This window comes from Nucisporomicrobium flavum (assembly GCF_016464385.1).
Lineage (GTDB): Bacteria > Actinomycetota > Actinomycetes > Mycobacteriales > Micromonosporaceae > Actinoplanes > Actinoplanes flavus_A.
Window position 1 is genome coordinate 142,426 of sequence record NZ_JADMLH010000004.1, and the last position, 17,182, is coordinate 159,607.

Annotated in this window: 16 protein-coding genes; 13 read left to right on the top strand and 3 right to left on the bottom strand. The window is 69.9% G+C overall.

Features of this window, described 5'->3' with window-relative positions:
• The first annotated feature begins 15 nt into the window (after positions 1-15).
• From IT780_RS12275 to IT780_RS12285, 3 genes are all read left to right on the top strand, one after another.
• Complete coding sequence (locus tag IT780_RS12275; RefSeq protein ID WP_199511623.1) at positions 16-1,398, top strand: carbohydrate-binding protein; 1,383 nt, start codon at positions 16-18, stop codon at positions 1,396-1,398.
• Positions 1,399-1,558: 160 nt separating this feature from the next.
• On the top strand, positions 1,559-2,815 hold the full coding sequence (locus IT780_RS12280; protein WP_199511624.1) for a chitinase: 1,257 nt from the start codon (positions 1,559-1,561) through the stop codon (positions 2,813-2,815).
• A 15-nt stretch (positions 2,816-2,830) separates the two neighbouring features.
• On the top strand, positions 2,831-4,018 hold the full coding sequence (locus IT780_RS12285; RefSeq protein WP_199511625.1) for a glycosyl hydrolase family 18 protein: 1,188 nt from the start codon (positions 2,831-2,833) through the stop codon (positions 4,016-4,018).
• A gap of 28 nt (positions 4,019-4,046) precedes the next feature.
• Here IT780_RS12285 and IT780_RS12290 read toward each other — a convergent pair whose 3' ends face one another.
• Positions 4,047-4,703: a DedA family protein gene (locus IT780_RS12290; RefSeq protein WP_199511626.1), complete on the bottom strand. Its 657-nt coding sequence runs from the start codon at positions 4,701-4,703 to the stop codon at positions 4,047-4,049.
• Between the two features lie 95 nt (positions 4,704-4,798).
• Between IT780_RS12290 and IT780_RS12295 the strand changes: the two genes are divergently transcribed.
• The 9 genes from IT780_RS12295 to IT780_RS12335 all read left to right on the top strand — a co-directional run bounded on the left by IT780_RS12295 (position 4,799) and on the right by IT780_RS12335 (position 15,358).
• Positions 4,799-5,239, top strand: a complete 441-nt coding sequence (locus tag IT780_RS12295; RefSeq protein WP_199511627.1) for a hypothetical protein — start codon at positions 4,799-4,801, stop codon at positions 5,237-5,239.
• 5 nt (positions 5,240-5,244) lie between these two features.
• Entirely contained in the window at positions 5,245-6,108 is an 864-nt protein-coding gene (locus tag IT780_RS12300) for an HTTM domain-containing protein (protein ID WP_199511934.1), read from the top strand.
• Positions 6,089-7,735: an alpha-amylase family protein gene (locus IT780_RS12305; RefSeq protein WP_199511628.1), complete on the top strand. Its 1,647-nt coding sequence runs from the start codon at positions 6,089-6,091 to the stop codon at positions 7,733-7,735. Before IT780_RS12300 ends, IT780_RS12305 begins: the two co-directional genes overlap by 20 nt.
• A 102-nt stretch (positions 7,736-7,837) precedes the next feature.
• Positions 7,838-8,596 (top strand): 3-oxoacyl-ACP reductase FabG, encoded by a 759-nt coding sequence (fabG, locus tag IT780_RS12310; RefSeq protein ID WP_199511629.1) that lies wholly within the window; start codon positions 7,838-7,840, stop codon positions 8,594-8,596.
• 85 nt (positions 8,597-8,681) lie between these two features.
• Entirely contained in the window at positions 8,682-9,083 is a 402-nt protein-coding gene (locus IT780_RS12315) for a hypothetical protein (protein ID WP_199511630.1), read from the top strand.
• Positions 9,084-9,086: 3 nt separating this feature from the next.
• Positions 9,087-10,541: a glutathionylspermidine synthase family protein gene (locus tag IT780_RS12320; RefSeq protein WP_199511631.1), complete on the top strand. Its 1,455-nt coding sequence runs from the start codon at positions 9,087-9,089 to the stop codon at positions 10,539-10,541.
• Positions 10,542-10,598: 57 nt separating this feature from the next.
• Positions 10,599-12,332, top strand: a complete 1,734-nt coding sequence (locus tag IT780_RS12325) for an ATP-binding protein (protein ID WP_199511632.1) — start codon at positions 10,599-10,601, stop codon at positions 12,330-12,332.
• A gap of 113 nt (positions 12,333-12,445) precedes the next feature.
• Positions 12,446-13,891 (top strand): sigma-70 family RNA polymerase sigma factor, encoded by a 1,446-nt coding sequence (locus IT780_RS12330; RefSeq protein ID WP_199511633.1) that lies wholly within the window; start codon positions 12,446-12,448, stop codon positions 13,889-13,891.
• Positions 13,892-14,011: 120 nt separating this feature from the next.
• Positions 14,012-15,358, top strand: coding sequence for a glycoside hydrolase family 10 protein (locus tag IT780_RS12335; RefSeq protein WP_199511634.1), 1,347 nt, complete (start codon positions 14,012-14,014; stop codon positions 15,356-15,358).
• Between the two features lie 61 nt (positions 15,359-15,419).
• Here IT780_RS12335 and IT780_RS12340 read toward each other — a convergent pair whose 3' ends face one another.
• Together IT780_RS12340 and IT780_RS12345 are read right to left on the bottom strand one after the other, a co-directional pair.
• A complete protein-coding gene (locus IT780_RS12340; protein ID WP_199511635.1) occupies positions 15,420-15,851 on the bottom strand; it encodes a hypothetical protein in 432 nt (143 codons plus the stop codon).
• On the bottom strand, positions 15,844-16,209 hold the full coding sequence (locus IT780_RS12345) for a hypothetical protein (RefSeq protein ID WP_199511935.1): 366 nt from the start codon (positions 16,207-16,209) through the stop codon (positions 15,844-15,846). Before IT780_RS12345 ends, IT780_RS12340 begins: the two co-directional genes overlap by 8 nt.
• Before the next feature lie 75 nt (positions 16,210-16,284).
• Between IT780_RS12345 and IT780_RS12350 the strand changes: the two genes are divergently transcribed.
• Positions 16,285-17,181 carry a Gfo/Idh/MocA family protein gene (locus IT780_RS12350; RefSeq protein WP_199511636.1) on the top strand — a complete coding sequence of 299 codons (897 nt, stop codon included), beginning with the start codon at positions 16,285-16,287 and terminating at the stop codon, positions 17,179-17,181.
• Position 17,182: the final 1 nt, after the last annotated feature.

Genomic DNA, 17,182 nt, shown 5'->3' on the forward strand with positions numbered 1-17,182 from the left:
CCTGGGAGCCGTCGTATGAGAATCCGTCGCCGTTTCCTCGCCGCCGCGGCCGCCAGCGCCGCCCTCACCGCCCCCGCCGCCGTCGCCGTCTCCGCCCAGGCCGCCCTGCCCCCGCCCCCGTCGGGCTGGACGCAGGTCTGGGCGGACGACTTCACCGGGGCGGCCAACACGCTCCCCAGCTCCGGCAACTGGATCATCGACACCGGCACCAGCTACCCGGGCGGCCCCGCACAGTGGGGCACCGGGGAGATCCAGACGTACACGAACAGCACCACCAACCTGGCGCAGGACGGCTCCGGCAACCTGCGCATCACGGCCGTACGCAACGGCTCCGGCCAGTGGTCCTCCGCGCGCATCGAGACGCAGCGCTCGGACTTCAAGGCGCCTTCGGGCGGGGTGCTGCGCATCGAGGGCCGCATCCAGATGCCCAACGTGACCGGCGCCGAGGCCGCCGGCTACTGGCCCGCGTTCTGGGCGCTCGGCGCGCCGTACCGGGGCAACTACCAGAACTGGCCGGGCGTCGGCGAGTTCGACGTCATGGAGAACGTCAACGGCATCAACTCCGTCTGGGGCGTGCTGCACTGCGGCGTGAACCCGGGCGGCCCGTGCAACGAGACCCTCGGCATCGGCGCCAACCGGGCCTGCCCCGGGTCCAGCTGCCAGTCGGCCTTCCACACGTACGCGTTCGAGTGGGACCGCAGCGTCAGCCCCAACCAGCTGCGGTGGTACGTCGACGGGCAGCAGTTCCACTCGGTGAGCCAGAGCCAGGTCGGTGAGCCGCACTGGACGAACATGACCGGGCACGCCGGATACTTCCTGCTGCTCAACGTGGCGATGGGCGGCGCGTTCCCGAACGGTGTCGCCGGCTCCGGCACGCCCACGGGCTCGACCGTGTCGGGCCGCTCGATGCTTGTCGACTACGTCGCCGTCTACAGCCGTGGCGGTGGTGGCACCACACCGCCGCCGACCACGCCGCCGCCGACGGGTGGGACGCGGGACGCGTACGGCACGATCCAGGCCGAGTCCTACGACGCCGCCTCGGCGGTGCAGAAGGAGACGTGCTCGGAGGGCGGCGAGGACGTCGGCTGGATCGGCAACGGCGACTGGCTGCAGTACAACAACGTCGACTTCGGTACGGGCGGCGTCCGAGACTTCGTGGCCCGGGTGGCCTCGGGTGCGGCCGGCGGAGTCAGCGGCCTGATCGAGGTCCGCATCGACAGCCGCAGCAACGCGCCCATCGGCTCCTTCGCCCTGGGCAACACCGGCGGCTGGCAGTCGTGGCGGTCGGTGCCGGGCAACGTGTCCAACGTGTCCGGGCGGCACACCGTCTTCCTGACTTTCTCCAGCGGACAGCCCGCCGACTTCGTCAACGTCAACTGGCTGCAATTCCGCAGGTAGTTGCTTTCTTCAATACGTACACGGAAGGGCCGGTCGCGCGAGCTGCGCGGCCGGCCCCGCTGCTTGATTGAAAGTTAAGTTCACGGATGCCTTTACTTCCTCTGTTAACAGTCCTAATAATTGGCGCACCCCCACCGGTCCCCGTGGAAGGCCCACCCCCATGCGCCGATCCCTAGTCCTGGCCGCGGCAGCCGTCACCACCGCCGCGGCCGCCACGGTCTACGTCGCCTCCACCGCCAGCGCGGCCGTCGCCTGCGCCGGTGCCTGGAGCTCGTCCGCGGTCTACACCAACGGCATGTCCGCCTCCCAGTCCGGTCACAACTACACCGCCAAGTGGTGGACCCAGAACGAGAGCCCCGCGACGCACAGCGGGCAGTGGGACGTCTGGGCCGACAACGGCGCGTGCGGCGGCGGCACCACGCCGACCACCCCGCCCACCACGCCGCCGACCACGCCGCCCACGACTCCGCCGACCACCCCGCCGACCACGCCGCCCACGACGCCGCCGGCCTCGGGCTCGCTGCCGGCGCACATCGTCACCGGCTACTGGCAGAACTTCGACAACCCGGCCAACGAGATCAAGCTCGCCGCGGTGCCGAACACGTACGACCTGGTCGCGGTGGCCTTCGCGGATGCGACCAGCACGCCGGGCGCGGTCTCCTTCACCATCGACGCCGGGCTGTCGGCCAGCGTCGGCGGCTACACGAACGCCCAGTTCAAGGCCGACGTCGCCACGCTGCACTCGCGCGGCAAGAAGGTGATCATCTCCGTCGGCGGGGAGAAGGGCTCGGTGTCGGTCAACGACTCGGGCGCCGCGACGAACTTCGCCAACTCCGTCTACTCGCTGATGCAGACGTACGGCTTCGACGGCGTCGACATCGACCTCGAGAACGGGCTCAACCCCACCTACATGGCCCAGGCGCTGCGCAGCCTGCGGGCGAAGGCCGGCTCGAGCCTGATCATCACGATGGCGCCGCAGACCATCGACATGCAGAACCCGGCCGGCTCGTACTTCAAGCTCGCGCTGGACATCAAGGACATCCTCACGGTCGTCCACACCCAGTTCTACAACTCCGGCGCGATGCTCGGCTGCGACAACAACGCCGCGTACGGCCAGGGCTCGGTGAACTTCATCGTCGCCCTGACCTGCATCCAGCTGGAGGCCGGCCTGCGCCCCGACCAGGTGGCGATGGGGCTGCCGGCCACCACCGGCGCGGCCGGTGGCGGCTACGTCTCCCCGTCCGTGGTCAACCAGGCGCTGGACTGCCTGGCCCGCGGCACCAACTGCGGCTCCTTCCGGCCGCCGCGCACCTACCCCGGCCTCCGTGGCGCGATGACCTGGTCGATCAACTGGGACGTCACCGCCGGCAACGGATGGGCCAACGCCGTATCCCCCCACGTCCACGCCCTGCCCTGAGCGGAGAACCCCCGAATGAAGCTCAAGATGCGCTATCTGGCCGCCCTCGCGGTGGCCCTCACCGGAACCGCGGCCGCCGTCATCCCCATGACCGCCTCCAACGCGGCCGTCGCCTGTGCCGGTGCCTGGAGCTCGTCCGCGGTCTACACCAAGGACATGACCGCCTCCCAGAACGGTCACAACTACACGGCCAAGTGGTGGACGCAGAACGAGAGCCCCGCCACGCACAGCGGGCAGTGGGACGTCTGGGCCGACAACGGCGTGTGCGGCGGCACCACCGACCCGACCACCCCGCCGCCCACCGGCCCGACCACGCCGCCCGCGACCGGCACCAAGATGGCGTCGGCGCCGTACATCTACCCGGGCTGGGGCAACCCGCCGGCGCCTTCGACCGTCATGAACGCCACCGGGATCAAGGCGTTCACCATGGCGTTCGTGCTCGCCAACGGCTGCAACCCGGTCTGGGACGGCGAGGGTGGCCTGACCGGCGGCGTGCACGCCAGCACGATCAGCGCGATCAAGGCGGCCGGCGGCAGCGTGGTCCCGTCGATCGGCGGCTGGAGCGGTAACAAGCTGGGCCCGAACTGCTCGACGCCGGAGGCGCTCGCGGGGGCGTACCAGAAGGTCATCGACGCGTTCCAGCTCGGCGCGATCGACATCGACATCGAGAACTCCGACGAGTTCGAGAACACCGTCGTGCAGGACCGCATCCTCAACGCGCTGAAGATCGTCAAGCAGAAGAACCCGAACGTGAAGACGATCCTGACCTTCGGCACGTCGACGACCGGCCCGAACTACTTCGGCACCCGGCTCGTGCAGCAGGCCAAGGCGCTCAACGCGAACATCGACATCTTCACCCAGATGCCGTTCGACTTCGGCGGCGGCGCGGACATGTACGCCAGCACGGTCGGCGCCTCCGAGGGCCTGAAGAACCTGCTCAAGAGCACGTTCGGCTACACCGACGCGCAGGCGTACTCGCACATGGGCATCTCCGGCATGAACGGCCTGTCCGACCAGCAGGAGCTCACCAGCCCCGACACGTGGACCCGGATCCGGGACTACGCGAAGAGCAAGGGCTTCGCCCGGTTCACCTTCTGGGCGGTCAACCGTGACCGCGGCTGCGCCGGTGGCGGCGTCGTCTCCAACTGCTCGGGCATCGCCCAGGCTGACTGGGAGTTCACCCGGATCAGCGCCGGGTTCTGACCCCTTACCAGCGACGCGCGGCCGTGGATCACCGATCCGCGGCCGCGCGCCGGCGTTTGCGGACCTTCTTGACGACCCACTGCACGGTGACCAGCGCGATCAGCGCCCAGACCGCGTAGTTGATCCAGGTGCTGTACTGCTCGACGTTCTGCCAGCGGGAGCCGAGGGCGTACCCGGCGCCGACGAAGATGCAGTTCCAGACGCCGCTGCCGATCGTGGTGAAGAGCGTGAACTGGCCGAGCGGCATGTGGTTGGCCCCGGCCGGGATCGAGATGAGGCTGCGCACGACCGGCGCCATCCGGCCGAACAGCACGGCCGACCTCTCGTGCTTCTCGAACCAGCGGTCGGCCTTGTCCAGGTCGTCGGCGTCCACCAGCGGGATGCGGTCGAGCCAGTGGCGCAGCCGGTCCTCGCCCAGCGCGTGACCCAGCCAGTAGAGCGCCAGCGCGCCCACCACCGAGCCGGCCGTCGCCGCGATCGTGACGAGGATCAGGTCGACCTTGCCCTCGCTGGCGAGGTAGCCCGCCATCGACAGCACGATCTCGCTCGGGATGGGCGGGATGAGGTTCTCCAGGGCGACGAGCAGGCCGACGCCCACCGCACCGAGGGACTCGATCACGGACGCGACCCAGCCGGTCAGCCCGGTGAGCCTGTTGAGGTCGGTCTCCGCCGCCAGGACATGCATGGTTCAAGTGTTACCCGGCTGGGTGATCGCGAACCTGGGCCGGCCGGAGAGCCGGGACCCGGCAGGTGGCGGCCACCGGGTAGGGTCCGGGCGCGATGGACACGTTGAGCACCCGGGGGCGCACGGTACGGGTCGCGGTGACCGCGGTCGCGGCCGTGCTGCTGCTCGCCGGCACCTTCTGGGGTCAGGACGACGACTTCCCGTTCGGCCCCTTCCGGATGTACTCGACCGCGCCCGACCCGGATGCGGACGCACCGGACACGCGGGTCGAGGGCGTCGACACCACCGGCCGCACGATCGTGCTGACCGAGGCCAACAGCGGCCTGCGCCGGGCGGAGATCGAGGGCCAGCAGCAGGCGTACGTCGCCGACCCCGGCCGGCTGCGCCAGATCGCGGTGGCGTACGCGGAGAAGAGCCCCGGCGCGGCCCCGCTGACCACCGTACGGATCGTGATCCGCTGGGCGGGCATCGAGGACTCGCGCCCCACCGGGGAGAGCCGGGACGAGGTCGTCGCCGCCTGGACGGGTACGCCGTGAGCCGCGTGGTCTCGTGGCTGACCGAGCCCGTGCCGAAGGGCCGCGTCGCCGCGTTCCGGACCCTGATCTACCTCTTCGTCGCCGCCGACCTGGTGATCTTCACGCCCTGGGTACGCCACCACGCGAGCACCCCCGGCGACCTCTACGAGCCGCTGCTCGTGGGCCGGCTGCTGCACCTGCCCACGCCCACGTCGCTGCTGGTGCACGCCATCTTCTGGGTGCTGCTGGCGGTGTCGCTGGCGGCTGCCACCGGGCGTGCGCCCCGGCTGCTCGGCTGGACGGTCTTCGCGCTGTACTTCGAGTGGATGATCATCGCGATGAGCTACGGCAAGGTCGACCACGACCGGGTCGGCCTGCTCGTGGCGCTGGCCGCGCTGCCGACGGTGGGGCGGGCGCGGCACGGCGATCCGACGCGGACGGAGGCCGGCGGCTGGGCGCTGCGGGTCACCCAGATCGCGGTCGTGTGCACGTACTTCCTGGCGGCCTGGGCGAAGGTGCGGTTCGGCGGGCTCGACTGGGTGACCAGCTCGGTGCTCGCCCGGGCGATCGTCCGGCGCGGCACGGAGTTCGCCGACCTCATCGCCGGGGTGCCGTACCTGTTGATCCTCGCGCAGTTCGGGATCATGTTCTTCGAGCTGGCGAGCCCGGCGATCTTCCTGCTCCACGGCAGGTGGCGCAACCGCGCGGTCGCGTTCTTCTACTCGTTCCACGCCGTCACGTTCGCGACCATCACGATCTCGTTCGCACCGCACCTCGCCGCGCTCGCGAGCTTCCTGGCACTCGAGAAGGTTCGTCCCGTGGAGTGGGTCCGGGGTTTCCTGCGGCGGCGCTCGGGTCATGTAGAGCCGCATGAGCGACCGGTGGTATGAGAAGGCAGTCGTCTATTGCCTGGACATCGACACTTTCGCCGACTCGAACGGCGACGGCGTCGGTGATCTCCGCGGCCTGATCGGGCGGCTGGACTACCTCGCCCGGCTGGGCGTGACGTGCCTGTGGCTCAACCCGATCCATCCCACCCCGAACCGCGACGACGGCTACGACGTCGAGGACTTCTACAACGTGGCCCCGCGCTTCGGGAACCTTGGTGACTTCGCGGAGCTGCTGCACCAGGCGGGCAACCGGGGCATCAAGGTCATCATCGACCTGGTCGTCAACCACACCTCCGACCAGCACCCGTGGTTCCAGTCGGCGCGGTCGTCGCCGGACTCGCCGTACCGGGACTGGTACGTCTGGTCCGAGACCCAGCCGCCGGACCGCCACCAGGGCATGGTCTTCCCCGGCGAGCAGAACGAGACGTGGACCTACGACCGGACCGCCAAGCAGTGGTACTACCACCGCTTCTACAAGTTCCAGCCGGACCTCAACATCACCAACCCGCAGGTCCGCGAGGAGATCAAGAAGATCTGCGCCTTCTGGCTCCAGCTGGGTGTCGCCGGTTTCCGGATGGACGCGGTGCCGTTCATCATCGAGGAGACCGAGCCGGGCAATCCGCAGTCGCCCAAGGACCTGGCCTTCCTCACCGACCTGCGCCAGCACATCCAGTGGCGCAAGGGCGACGCGGTCCTGCTCGCCGAGGCCAACGTCGAACCGGACCAGCTCAAGCACTTCTTCGGTGACGGCGGCGGCTCCTCGAACCGCATCCACATGCTCTTCGACTTCATGCTCAACGGCCGGCTGATGCTGGCGCTGGCCCGCCACGACCCGGAGCAGATCATCGACGCGCTGCGCGACACCCCGGCCCTGCCGGACGGCGGTCAGTGGGCGACGTTCCTGCGCAACCACGACGAGGTCGACCTCTCCCGGCTCACCGCCGAGCAGCGCAACGACGTCTTCGCCGAGTTCGGCCCCGACGAGAACATGCAGCTGTACGGCCGCGGCATCCGGCGCCGGCTCGCCCCGATGCTGGGCGGCGACCGGCGGCGCATCGAGCTCGCGTACGCCCTGCAGTTCAGCCTGAGGGGCACTCCGGTGCTGCGGTACGGCGAGGAGATCGGCATGGGTGACGACCTCTCGCAGAAGGGGCGCGACGCCATCCGTACGCCTATGCAGTGGTCCTCCCTGCCCAACGGCGGCTTCTCGACGGCAGCGCCCAAGGACCTGGTCCGCCCGGTCGTCTCCGACCCGGAGTACGGCTACGAGACGGTCAACGTGACGCTGCAGCGGCACGACCCGGCGTCGCTGCTGTCCTGGTTCGAGCGGATGATCCGCACGCTGCGCGAGGCCCCGGAGGTCGGCAGCGGCACCTGCAAGCACGTCGACGTGCCGGTGCCGCCGGGGGTGCTCGTGCACCGGGCCGACGACACCACCGGGACGATGGTCTTCATCCACAACCTCGGCCCGGACGACGGCGTCGTGGACCTGAGCTCGCTGGAGCCGGAGGCACAGTTCCCCAACGACGTGCTCGCCGACAGCGAGTACCCGGATCTCGGCAAGCTCGACGCGCTGCCCGTGGCCGGGTACGGATACCGCTGGATCCGGCTCTGCCGCAAGCCGTGAACAACCTGCACTCGAAGTGAATTAAGCCACGGCTCCGTTGGTGACCCGCCGGTAACAACTCGGCTAGAGTCGGCCGAAAACCAGATCTGCGGGAGGCCACGAATGACCCAGCCGAGTCGGGTAGCGATCGTCACCGGAGCCGCGCGCGGCATCGGTGAGGCGACTGCGCGCAAGCTCGCCGCCGACGGCCTGGCCGTCGCGGTCGTCGACCTCGACGAGGGCGCGTGCGCCGGCACGGTCACGGCGATCCACGACGCGGGCGGGACCGCGCTCGCGGTCGGCGCCGACGTGTCCGACCCGGCCCAGGTCACCGCGGCGGTCGAGAAGGTGGTCAACGAGCTGGGCGCGCCCACCGTCCTGGTGAACAACGCCGGGGTGCTGCGCGACAACCTGCTGTTCAAGATGAGCGACGACGACTGGGAGACCGTCATGGCGGTCCACCTGCGCGGCGCGTTCCTGTTCAGCCGGGCGGTGCAGAAGCACATGGTGGACGCCGGCTTCGGCCGCATCGTCAGCCTGTCCAGCACGTCCGCCCTGGGCAACCGGGGCCAGGCCAACTACGCCGCCGCCAAGGCCGGGCTGCAGGGCTTCACCAAGACGCTCGCGATCGAGCTGGGCCGCTTCGGCATCACCGCCAACGCGGTCGCGCCGGGCTTCATCGTGACCGACATGACCGCCGCCACCGCCGCGCGCGTCGGCGTCGACTTCGCGGACTTCGAGAAGGCGGCGATCAGTCAGATTCCCGTCGGCCGGGCGGGCCGTCCCGAAGACGTCGCCAACACCGTATCCTTCCTGGTCAGTGAGGGAGCGGGGTTCGTGTCCGGCCAGGTGATCTACGTGGCCGGCGGTCCCCGCGGGTAGCGTTTGCCTTGATCGGGGTCGCTACACAGGTAGGTGGGCGACCCCGATGGGCGAAAGGGCGGAGAAGCGTTCAGTGAACCGACGGATGAGCTCTCGTAGTGTGGCGCTGACCAGCACATTCCTGCTGCTGGCCGCCGGCGGCGCCGCGGCGTGCGACAACGGTGACGATTACCAGGACGAGGGCTTCTACTGCGCCGACGAGAACGGGACCATCGTCGACGAGGACTACTGCGACGACGACAACGACGGCGGCGGTGGCTTCGGCGGCGGCTTCTTCATCTGGCACTCGACCAGCTACCGCTCCGGCTACCCGGTCGGCTCGCGGCTGCCCGCGGGCGGTCAGAAGTTCGCGTACAACGACAAGGCGTCGCGGTCGAGGTTCGGGCTGCCGTCCAGCGGCCGGATCAGCAACGGCACGGTGAAGACCAGCGTCGTCGGCAAGGGTGGCAGCGGCACGTCCGGCAAGTCCAGCCGGTCGGGTGGCTGAGCCGTGCGCCGGGTCCCGTACGGGCCGGTCCGCGACGGCTGGCGGCTCACCAACTACAGCCTCGGGCTGACCTACAACGACACCGAGCTGCCCGACGGGACGATGATCTCGTACTGGCAGGAGGGGCCGTACTACGAGTTCACCGAGGCGGAGATCGAGGAGCTGGAGACGGCGACCTCGGTGCTGCACCAGATGTGCCTCGACGCCGGCGACTGGATGGTCCGGCAGTGCCCGCGGCGCACGCTGGAGGGCCGCCGCCAGGGCTACTTCGCCTCGGTGTGCACCCCGAAGAGCTGCTTCCTGACGAAGATCGGCATCCCGGAGTACGCCCACGAGCAGATCATCCGTACGTGGTTCGACGGTGACGCGGAGACCTGGACCCACGGCGACAAGGACCCCGACAACATGGTCCCGATGCAGACGCCGGACTACTCGCCGAGCATCTACGGCCGCTTCGACCTCTGGTACGACGGCGCCGGCAGCGTTCCCCGGCTGCTCGAGTTCAACGCGCAGACCCCCACGTCGCTGGTCGAGTCCGCGGTCATCCAGTGGCACTGGGTGGACCAGACCAACCTCACCCAGCACCCCTGGCGGCAGTGGAACTCCATCCACGACCGCCTCGTCGGCTGGGAGGCCGCCGACGGCGAGCCCGCCAACCCGGGCGCCTGGCGGCGCAACATCGGCAAGCTGCGCGAGGCCCGGCCCTGGCTGCCGGAGAAGCCGAAGATCTTCTTCGCGTACGAGACGAGCGAGACGTCCGGTGAGGACCGGATGAACGTCGCCTACCTGATGGCCACGGCGGAGGAGGCCGGCTACCCGGTCGAGCTCATCGCCATGAGCCAGATCGGCTGGGACGTCGCGGGCGACCGCGTGCTCTTCGTCCCCGCCCCGGGCCAGGAACACAAGGCCGAGCCGATCGACGTGATCTTCATGCTGTACCCGTGGGAGTGGTTCTGGAACGAGGAGGGCGGCAAGGCCTTCTTCCGCAACATGGCCGACCCGGCGAAACGCGGCACGGTGTGGATCGAGCCTCCGTACAAGGCCGCGCTGCTGGGCAACAAGGCGCTGCTGCCGGTGCTGTGGAAGCTGTTCGGCGATGACCCGGAGCGCAGCAAGTACCTTCTCCCGGCGTACTTCGCGGAGTCCTCGTCGGCGGCCAAGCTGACCAGCTACGCGAAGAAGCCCGTCTGGGGTCGGGAGGGCGGATCGGTCACCCTGGTCAAGGACGGGGTGACGATCACCGAACACCCCTCCGAGTACGGCGCGGACGGCCGGTTCGTGGTGCAGGAGCTGCTGGAGCTGCCCTCGTACGACGGTCTGGAGGGGACGGTGCACCCGGTGATCGGCTCCTGGCTGATCGACGGCGAGCCGGCGGGCATGGGCATCCGCGAGGGGCTGGGCACGGATGGCCTGGTCACGAAGGACCGCTGCAACTTCCTCCCGCACCTCATCAGCTGACATGGTCACGGCTGCTTGCTAAAGTCTTTTGCAAAAGACTTTAGCAAGGAGGTGGCGGTGGGCGGTCCGGAACTGGCAAGGCTTGTGGCCTTGCTGCGGCAAGCGCGTACGGACCTCACGGACGTGGAGGTCAAGGCAGCGGCCGGAGGTCTGCCGAAGTCCGTACGGGACACGCTGAGCGCATTCAGCAACGACCGTGGCGGCACGCTGCTTCTGGGTCTGGACGAAAACGATGACTTCCGTCCTGCGGCTGGATTCGACGCGGCGCGGATCCGCGACGCCCTCGCCGCAGCGTGCAGCGACGACCTGCACCCGCCGGTACGCGCCGAGATCGACATCGTGCCCTTCGAGGGTTCACTAGTGGTCGTGGGAGAGGTCGGCGAACTCGACCCGCGCTTCAAGCCGTGTTACGTCGCCGCTCGCGGTGAGTACAACGGGTCCTTCACGCGGGGTGGAGACGGCGACCGTCGGCTGACGGATTTCGAGATCCACCTGCTCCACACCAACCGGGGCCAGCCGGAAGACGACCGGCAGCCTGTCGCCGGCGCTTCCCTCGAAGATCTGGATTCTGCGGAGCTGCGAGCTCTGGTCGACAGAGTTCGTGTTCGGCAGCCGCGGGCCTTCGCGGGTCTCCCGTCGGAGCAGGTGCTACGGAGACTCAACGTCCTGGCTGAGGGCCCTGATGGGCGTCTCCGGCCGACGCTCGGTGGACTCTTGGCGCTCGGCGGGTATCCGCAGCAGTTCTTTCCGCAGCTCAATGTGACCTTTGTGGTCTATCCCGGGCTGTCGGCCGAGGATGTGCCGATCAACGGGCCTCGCTTCCTCGACAACAGATCCTTCGACGGGCCGATCCCCATGATCGTCGATGAAGCCGTCACGGCCGTCCTGCGCAACACCTCCGTGCGATCGTTCGTCGAAGGCACCGGACGTACCGATGTGTACGACTACCCGGCGGAGGCCGTCCGCGAGGCCGTCGCCAACGCTCTCCTGCATCGAGACTACTCACCGTACTCGCGGGGAACGCCCGTGCAGATCACGTTGTACGCGGACCGGCTGGTCATCGCCAATCCGGGGGGATTGTTCGGCGCAGTGACGACGGACGACTTGGGCGGTGAAGGGGTCACGTCGACGCGCAATTCCGTGTTGGCGAAGGTGCTGCAGGACGTCCGTCTGCCGGAGAGCGGCCGCATGGTGTGCGAGAACCGGGCCAGCGGAATCCCGACGATGCTCCGAGAACTCCGCCGGATCGGATCGCCGCCACCCGAGTTCCACAGTCGTATCACTCGCTTCAAGGTCGTCATGCCGAGGCATGCCCTGCTGGGTGACGAAACCATGAGGTGGATCGCCGGCCTCGGTCAGGCGGGCCTCACGCCGACACAGCATCTGGCTCTGGCGGAGATGCGCGCAGGTCGTCCGGTGACGAACGGTTCCATGCGAAATCTGGGTCTGGAGGCGCACCGCGCGACCGCCGAACTTTCCGATCTCGTCAACCGGGGGGTCGCGGTGCGGATCGGTGAACGGCGCCATGCTCGCTATCTTCTGGCCCCTGCCGACGGCAGTGCCGAACGCGGGTTCGAAGCACTACCGCCTGCGAGGAGCGTCGAAGACGAGGTGTTGGCCGCGTTCACGGATCAATCCGAGTTGAGTCGCCGGGAGCTGGAACAACGTACGGGCCTGAGCTGGACGAAGGTTCTTCGAGCCTTGAACACGCTCGAGGCCCAAGGGCGGATTGCGTTCACTGCACCCGCTCGCTCGCCCCACCGACGTTATCGGCGCATCGCTGAGCGCTGAGCGCACCTCATCGCCTGACCCGGGGCCGGGCCGGCCGAGAGCAATGACGAAACGGTTTCATCAATGTTACCGTTCACTTTTCGGCCGCTCCGTACCCGAGTCAGGACACTGCCGTGGCCCAGCCGACCCACGCCCGCGAGGAAGCCGTCGTCGTCGCTGCGCGTGCCGGCGACCGGGCGGCGTGGGACGAGCTGGCACGCCGTCACCTGCCGATGGTGTACGCGCTCGTCCGGCAGGCGCTGCACGACGATCCCGGCGTGGACGACGTGGTGCAGGACGTCATGGTGCGGGCGCTGCGGCAGCTGTCCGACCTGCGGTCGCCGGGCAGCTTCCGGCCGTGGCTCGCCGCGATCGCCGTACGCCAGATCGGCAGCCACCTGTCCCGCGAGGACCTCGCCGCCCGCCGCTCGGTGCCCTTGGACGAGGTGGCCGGCCGTCCGGATGCCGGTGCGGAGGTGGAAGGGCCGGCGGTGCTCCGGACCGAGCTGGCCGGTCAGCGCCGCCAGGTGGGCCACGCGACCCGGTGGATGGGCGCCGAGGAGCGCACCGTGTACTCGCTGTGGTGGCTGGAGGCGGTCGGCGAGCTGACCCGCCGTGACGTCGCCGCGGCCCTGGGGACGAGCGTCGCTCATGCCGGCGTACGGATCCAGCGGACGCGCGAGCAGCTCGAGGCCGCCCGGCGGGTCGTCGCGGCGCTCGAGGCGATGCCCGGCTGTGACGTGCTCGGCGACGTCGCGGCGGAGTGGGACGGTGTCCCGAGCGGCTACTGGCGCAAGCGCCTGACCCGGCACGTCGAGTCGTGCCGGGTCTGCGGCGCCGCCTCCGGTGGGCTCATCCCGCTGGACCGCCTGCTGGCAGGGATCGCACTGCTTCCCGTGCCCGTCGCGCTGACCGCCGCGGTGGCCGGCAAGACGTTCCCCAGCGGTGCCGTGCTCAGCTCGTGGCTGGGGCGGATCGTCCAGGTGGCCGTCGCTCATCCGCTGGCGGCCACGGTCGCGTCGGGGATGCTGGTCGTCGGCGTCACGGCATCGGCCACCGCCGTCGTGCCGCTGACCCGTTCGAGCGTCGCGGCGGCGCGGGCGCTGCCTCGGCCCGGACCGCCGCAGCCGGATCCGCCCGCCGGGGCGCTGCGGGCCGGCCGGGTGTCGCTGGAGTCGGCCACCTCGGCAGGTCGCTTCGTCGCCGTGACGGGTGATCAGGGGGTGCTCGCCACGATCGGCCCGGGGAGCGACGCCGCGACGCGCGAGCGAACCACCCTGATGGCCGAGCCCGGTCTCGCCGACGCGTCGTGCTTCTCGTTCCGCCGGCCGGACGGCCGCTACCTGCGACATTCTTCGTTCCGGCTGCGGCTCAGCGCGGACGAGGGGACCGTCCTCTTCCGGCGGGATGCGACGTTCTGCGGCCGGGACGGCTTCGTGGCCGATTCGGTGGCGCTGGAGTCGTTCAACTACCGGGGATTCTTCCTGCGCCACGTGGGCGATCAACTGTGGATCGATCAGTTCGACGGCAGCGACGCGTTCCGGGCCGACGGCTCGTTCCGGGTGCGACCGCCACGCTGAAAAGCGTTATGGGTGGCCCGCCCAGAAAGTCGGATCTTGAGGGTCCGGGAAACCTGGGGGCAATATGGGGCTACCCCATGGAAGCGCTCCCACGCTCCGACACCGGAAGGTTCCCCCACCATGCCCCCACTCGGAAGACGTCGCGTCCTGCTGCTCTCGAGCGCCGCGGCCACCGTCCTCGCCGCCGGCGTAGCCGTCGTCGGCACCGCCGAAGCGGCCTCCACCCTCGGCGCCTCGGCCGCGCAGACCGGCCGCTACTTCGGCGCCGCGATCGCGGCCGGCAAGCTCGGTGACTCCACCTACAGCCGCATCCTGACCACCGAGTTCAACTCGGTGACTCCGGAGAACGAGATGAAGTGGGACGCCACCGAACCCAACCAGAACCAGTTCAACTACAGCGGCGGCGACCGCATCCTGAACCAGGGCATCTCGATGGGCGCCAAGGTGCGCGGACACGCCCTGCTCTGGCACCAGCAGCAGCCGGGCTGGGCGCAGTCGATGTCCGGCACCGCGCTGCGCAACGCCGCGATCAACCACGTCACCCAGGTCGCCACCCACTACCGGGGCAAGATCTACGCCTGGGACGTGGTGAACGAGGCGTTCGCCGACGGTGGCAGCGGTGGCCGCCGCGACTCGAACCTGCAGCGCACCGGCAACGACTGGATCGAGGCGGCGTTCCGCGCCGCCCGGGCGGCCGACCCCAACGCCAAGCTCTGCTACAACGACTACAACACCGACGGCGTCAACGCGAAGTCGACCGGCGTGCTCAACATGGTCAAGGACTTCAAGGCCCGCGGCGTGCCGATCGACTGCGTCGGCTTCCAGTCGCACCTCGGCACCGGCATCCCCGGCGACTACCAGGCCAACCTGCAGCGCTTCGCCGACGCGGGGGTCGACGTCCAGATCACCGAGCTCGACGTCGCCCAGGGCTCCAACCAGGCGAACGTCTACGCCTCGGTCACCAAGGCCTGCATGGCGGTGTCCCGCTGCACCGGCATCACGGTCTGGGGCATCCGCGACAGCGACTCGTGGCGTACCGGCGAGAACCCGCTGCTGTTCGACAACTCCGGGAACAAGAAGGCCGCGTACACCTCGGTGCTGAACGCGCTGAACGCCGGCGGCACCAACAACCCGCCGCCCAGCTCGCCGAGCTCGCCGCCGCCGAACCCCGGGACGGGCGCCTGCTCCGCGTCGGTGACGCTGAACTCCTGGAACGGTGGGTACGTGGCGAACGTACGGGTCACCGCCGGTTCCGCCGCGGTCAACGGCTGGACGGTCAGCCTGACCATCCCGTCCGGTGGCGCGGTGACCAGCACCTGGAGCGCGACGAACAGCGGCACGAGCGGCGCCGTGAGCTTCCGCAACGTCAGCTACAACGGGCAGATCCCGGCCGGCGGCAACACCGAGTTCGGCTTCCAGGGGACCGGCACGGGTCCCACCGCCACCCCGTCGTGCCAGGCGAGCTGACGACTCCCTACCCACATCGCACCCGCCGGTCCGGCTCCTGCCGGGCCGGCGGTGTGTCGTTTCAGGGGCGCGGGCGGTTGCGCCAGAGCCACCAGAGGCCGATGAAGGGCAGCACGAGCGGGACGTAGCCGTACCCGCTGCCGTAGCGTGACCAGACCGTGTCGTCCGGGAACGCGACCGCGTCCGCGATGCTCAGCGTGCCCACCACCAGCACGCCGATCAGCTCGATCGAGCAGCTGGTCAGCGCCATCAGGCGACCGCGTGCCCCGCCGATCGCCAGACCCACCGTCGCCGCGATGTAGACCAGGCCGGCGAACGCCGACAGCAGGTACGCCAGCGGCGCCTCGGAGAAGTGCGTGGTGATCTGGACCAGGGCGCGGGCGCTCGCCGACAGCGCGAAGATCCCGTACACGAGAAGCAAAACCCGGCCGAGGCCGGTCCCGATGGCCGCGTCCCGGGGGCGGGCCGGGGCCGGGGTGGGCTGCTCAGCCACTGGTCACCTCCGCGATCTGCTGCAGGCGCAGCACGAGGACCGGCAGCGTCAGCGCGGCGACGCCGAGGATGAGGGTGCCCCAGCGGGTCGGCTCGAGGCGCGCGAGGTACACCGCGACCGGCGCGAAGGCGACCGTGGTGATGAGGTAGCCGACGAACGTGGTCCATTCGGCCGGGCGGTCGCCGATGAACAAGCCGACCACGGCGACCACGACCAGGACCGCCACCAGCGCGCCGAGGCCGAGCATGGACCACAGGTCGGCGTTGGTCGGGCGGCGGTCGAGGGCCGTCCGGATCAGGTACCAGACCGCCAGCGCCAGCGCCACCACGATCACGGCGATCGAGAGGGGGCCGTTCATCACCGGCACAGCGTACTGACCAGCCGGCGCGTGTTAGCTTTCGCCCGGGTGATCAGCGGCGGAAGGCGGCACGGCATGCGGTTCGGACTCTTCGGCACGGGGCCCTGGGCCCACCAGGCGCACGCTCCGGCGCTGGCGGCCCACGACGACGTCGAGTTCGTCGGCGTGTGGGGACGCAACGCGGAGAAGGCGGCCGAGCTGGCCGGTGAGCACGGCGCGAAGCCGTACGCGGACATCGACGCGCTGATCGCCGACGTGGACGCGATCGCGGTCGCCCTCCCGCCGGACGTGCAGTCGGACATCGCGCTGCGGGCGGCGCGCGCGGGCAAGCACCTGCTGCTGGACAAACCCGTGGCGTTCACCGCGGTGGCCGCCCAGGAGATCGTGGCCGCGGCGACGGAGCACGACGTCGCCAGTGTGGTCTTCTTCACCCGGCGCTTCATGCCGGCGATCCAGACCTTCATCGACCAGGCCCGGGCCACCGGGGGCTGGCTCGAGGCGCGCATCGACCACCTCGGCTCGATCTTCCAGCCCGGCAACCCGTTCGGGGAGTCCGCCTGGCGCAAGGAGAGCGGCGGGCTGTGGGACGTCGGCCCGCACGCGGTCGCGCTCGTGCTGCCGGTGCTCGGCGGGGTCACCGAGGTCACCGCGCTGGCCGGCGCCCGCGACATGACCCACGTCCTGCTGCGGCACGCCGGCGGCGCGATCAGCACGCTGACCCTCTCGGTCGACGCCCCGGCGAAGCTGGAACGCGAGGACGCCGTGCTGTACGGCGAGTCCGGCGTCGCCGGTGTGCCCCCGGTCGAGTGGCTGCCGGTGGAGGCGTTCGGGCGCGCGGTCGACGCGCTGATCGGCGCCGCGAACGGCGGCCCGGCGTCGCCGCTCGACGTGCGCTTCGGCGCGGAGGTCGTCGCGATCCTCGCCGCGGCCGCCGAGTCGATCTCCACCGGGGCCACCGTCAAGCTGGGCTAGC

Bases quoted from the DNA above. Each gene is read 5' to 3' on its own strand.
- IT780_RS12275 (WP_199511623.1), top strand. From the start codon at position 16: ATGAGAATCCGTCGCCGTTTCCTCGCCGCCGCGGCCGCCAGCGCCGCC.
- IT780_RS12280 (WP_199511624.1), top strand. From the start codon at position 1,559: ATGCGCCGATCCCTAGTCCTGGCCGCGGCAGCCGTCACCACCGCCGCG.
- IT780_RS12285 (WP_199511625.1), top strand. From the start codon at position 2,831: ATGAAGCTCAAGATGCGCTATCTGGCCGCCCTCGCGGTGGCCCTCACC.
- IT780_RS12290 (WP_199511626.1), bottom strand. From the start codon at position 4,703: ATGCATGTCCTGGCGGCGGAGACCGACCTCAACAGGCTCACCGGGCTG.
- IT780_RS12295 (WP_199511627.1), top strand. From the start codon at position 4,799: ATGGACACGTTGAGCACCCGGGGGCGCACGGTACGGGTCGCGGTGACC.
- IT780_RS12305 (WP_199511628.1), top strand. From the start codon at position 6,089: ATGAGCGACCGGTGGTATGAGAAGGCAGTCGTCTATTGCCTGGACATC.
- fabG (WP_199511629.1), top strand. From the start codon at position 7,838: ATGACCCAGCCGAGTCGGGTAGCGATCGTCACCGGAGCCGCGCGCGGC.
- IT780_RS12315 (WP_199511630.1), top strand. From the start codon at position 8,682: ATGAGCTCTCGTAGTGTGGCGCTGACCAGCACATTCCTGCTGCTGGCC.
- IT780_RS12335 (WP_199511634.1), top strand. From the start codon at position 14,012: ATGCCCCCACTCGGAAGACGTCGCGTCCTGCTGCTCTCGAGCGCCGCG.
- IT780_RS12345 (WP_199511935.1), bottom strand. From the start codon at position 16,209: ATGAACGGCCCCCTCTCGATCGCCGTGATCGTGGTGGCGCTGGCGCTG.
- IT780_RS12350 (WP_199511636.1), top strand. From the start codon at position 16,285: ATGCGGTTCGGACTCTTCGGCACGGGGCCCTGGGCCCACCAGGCGCAC.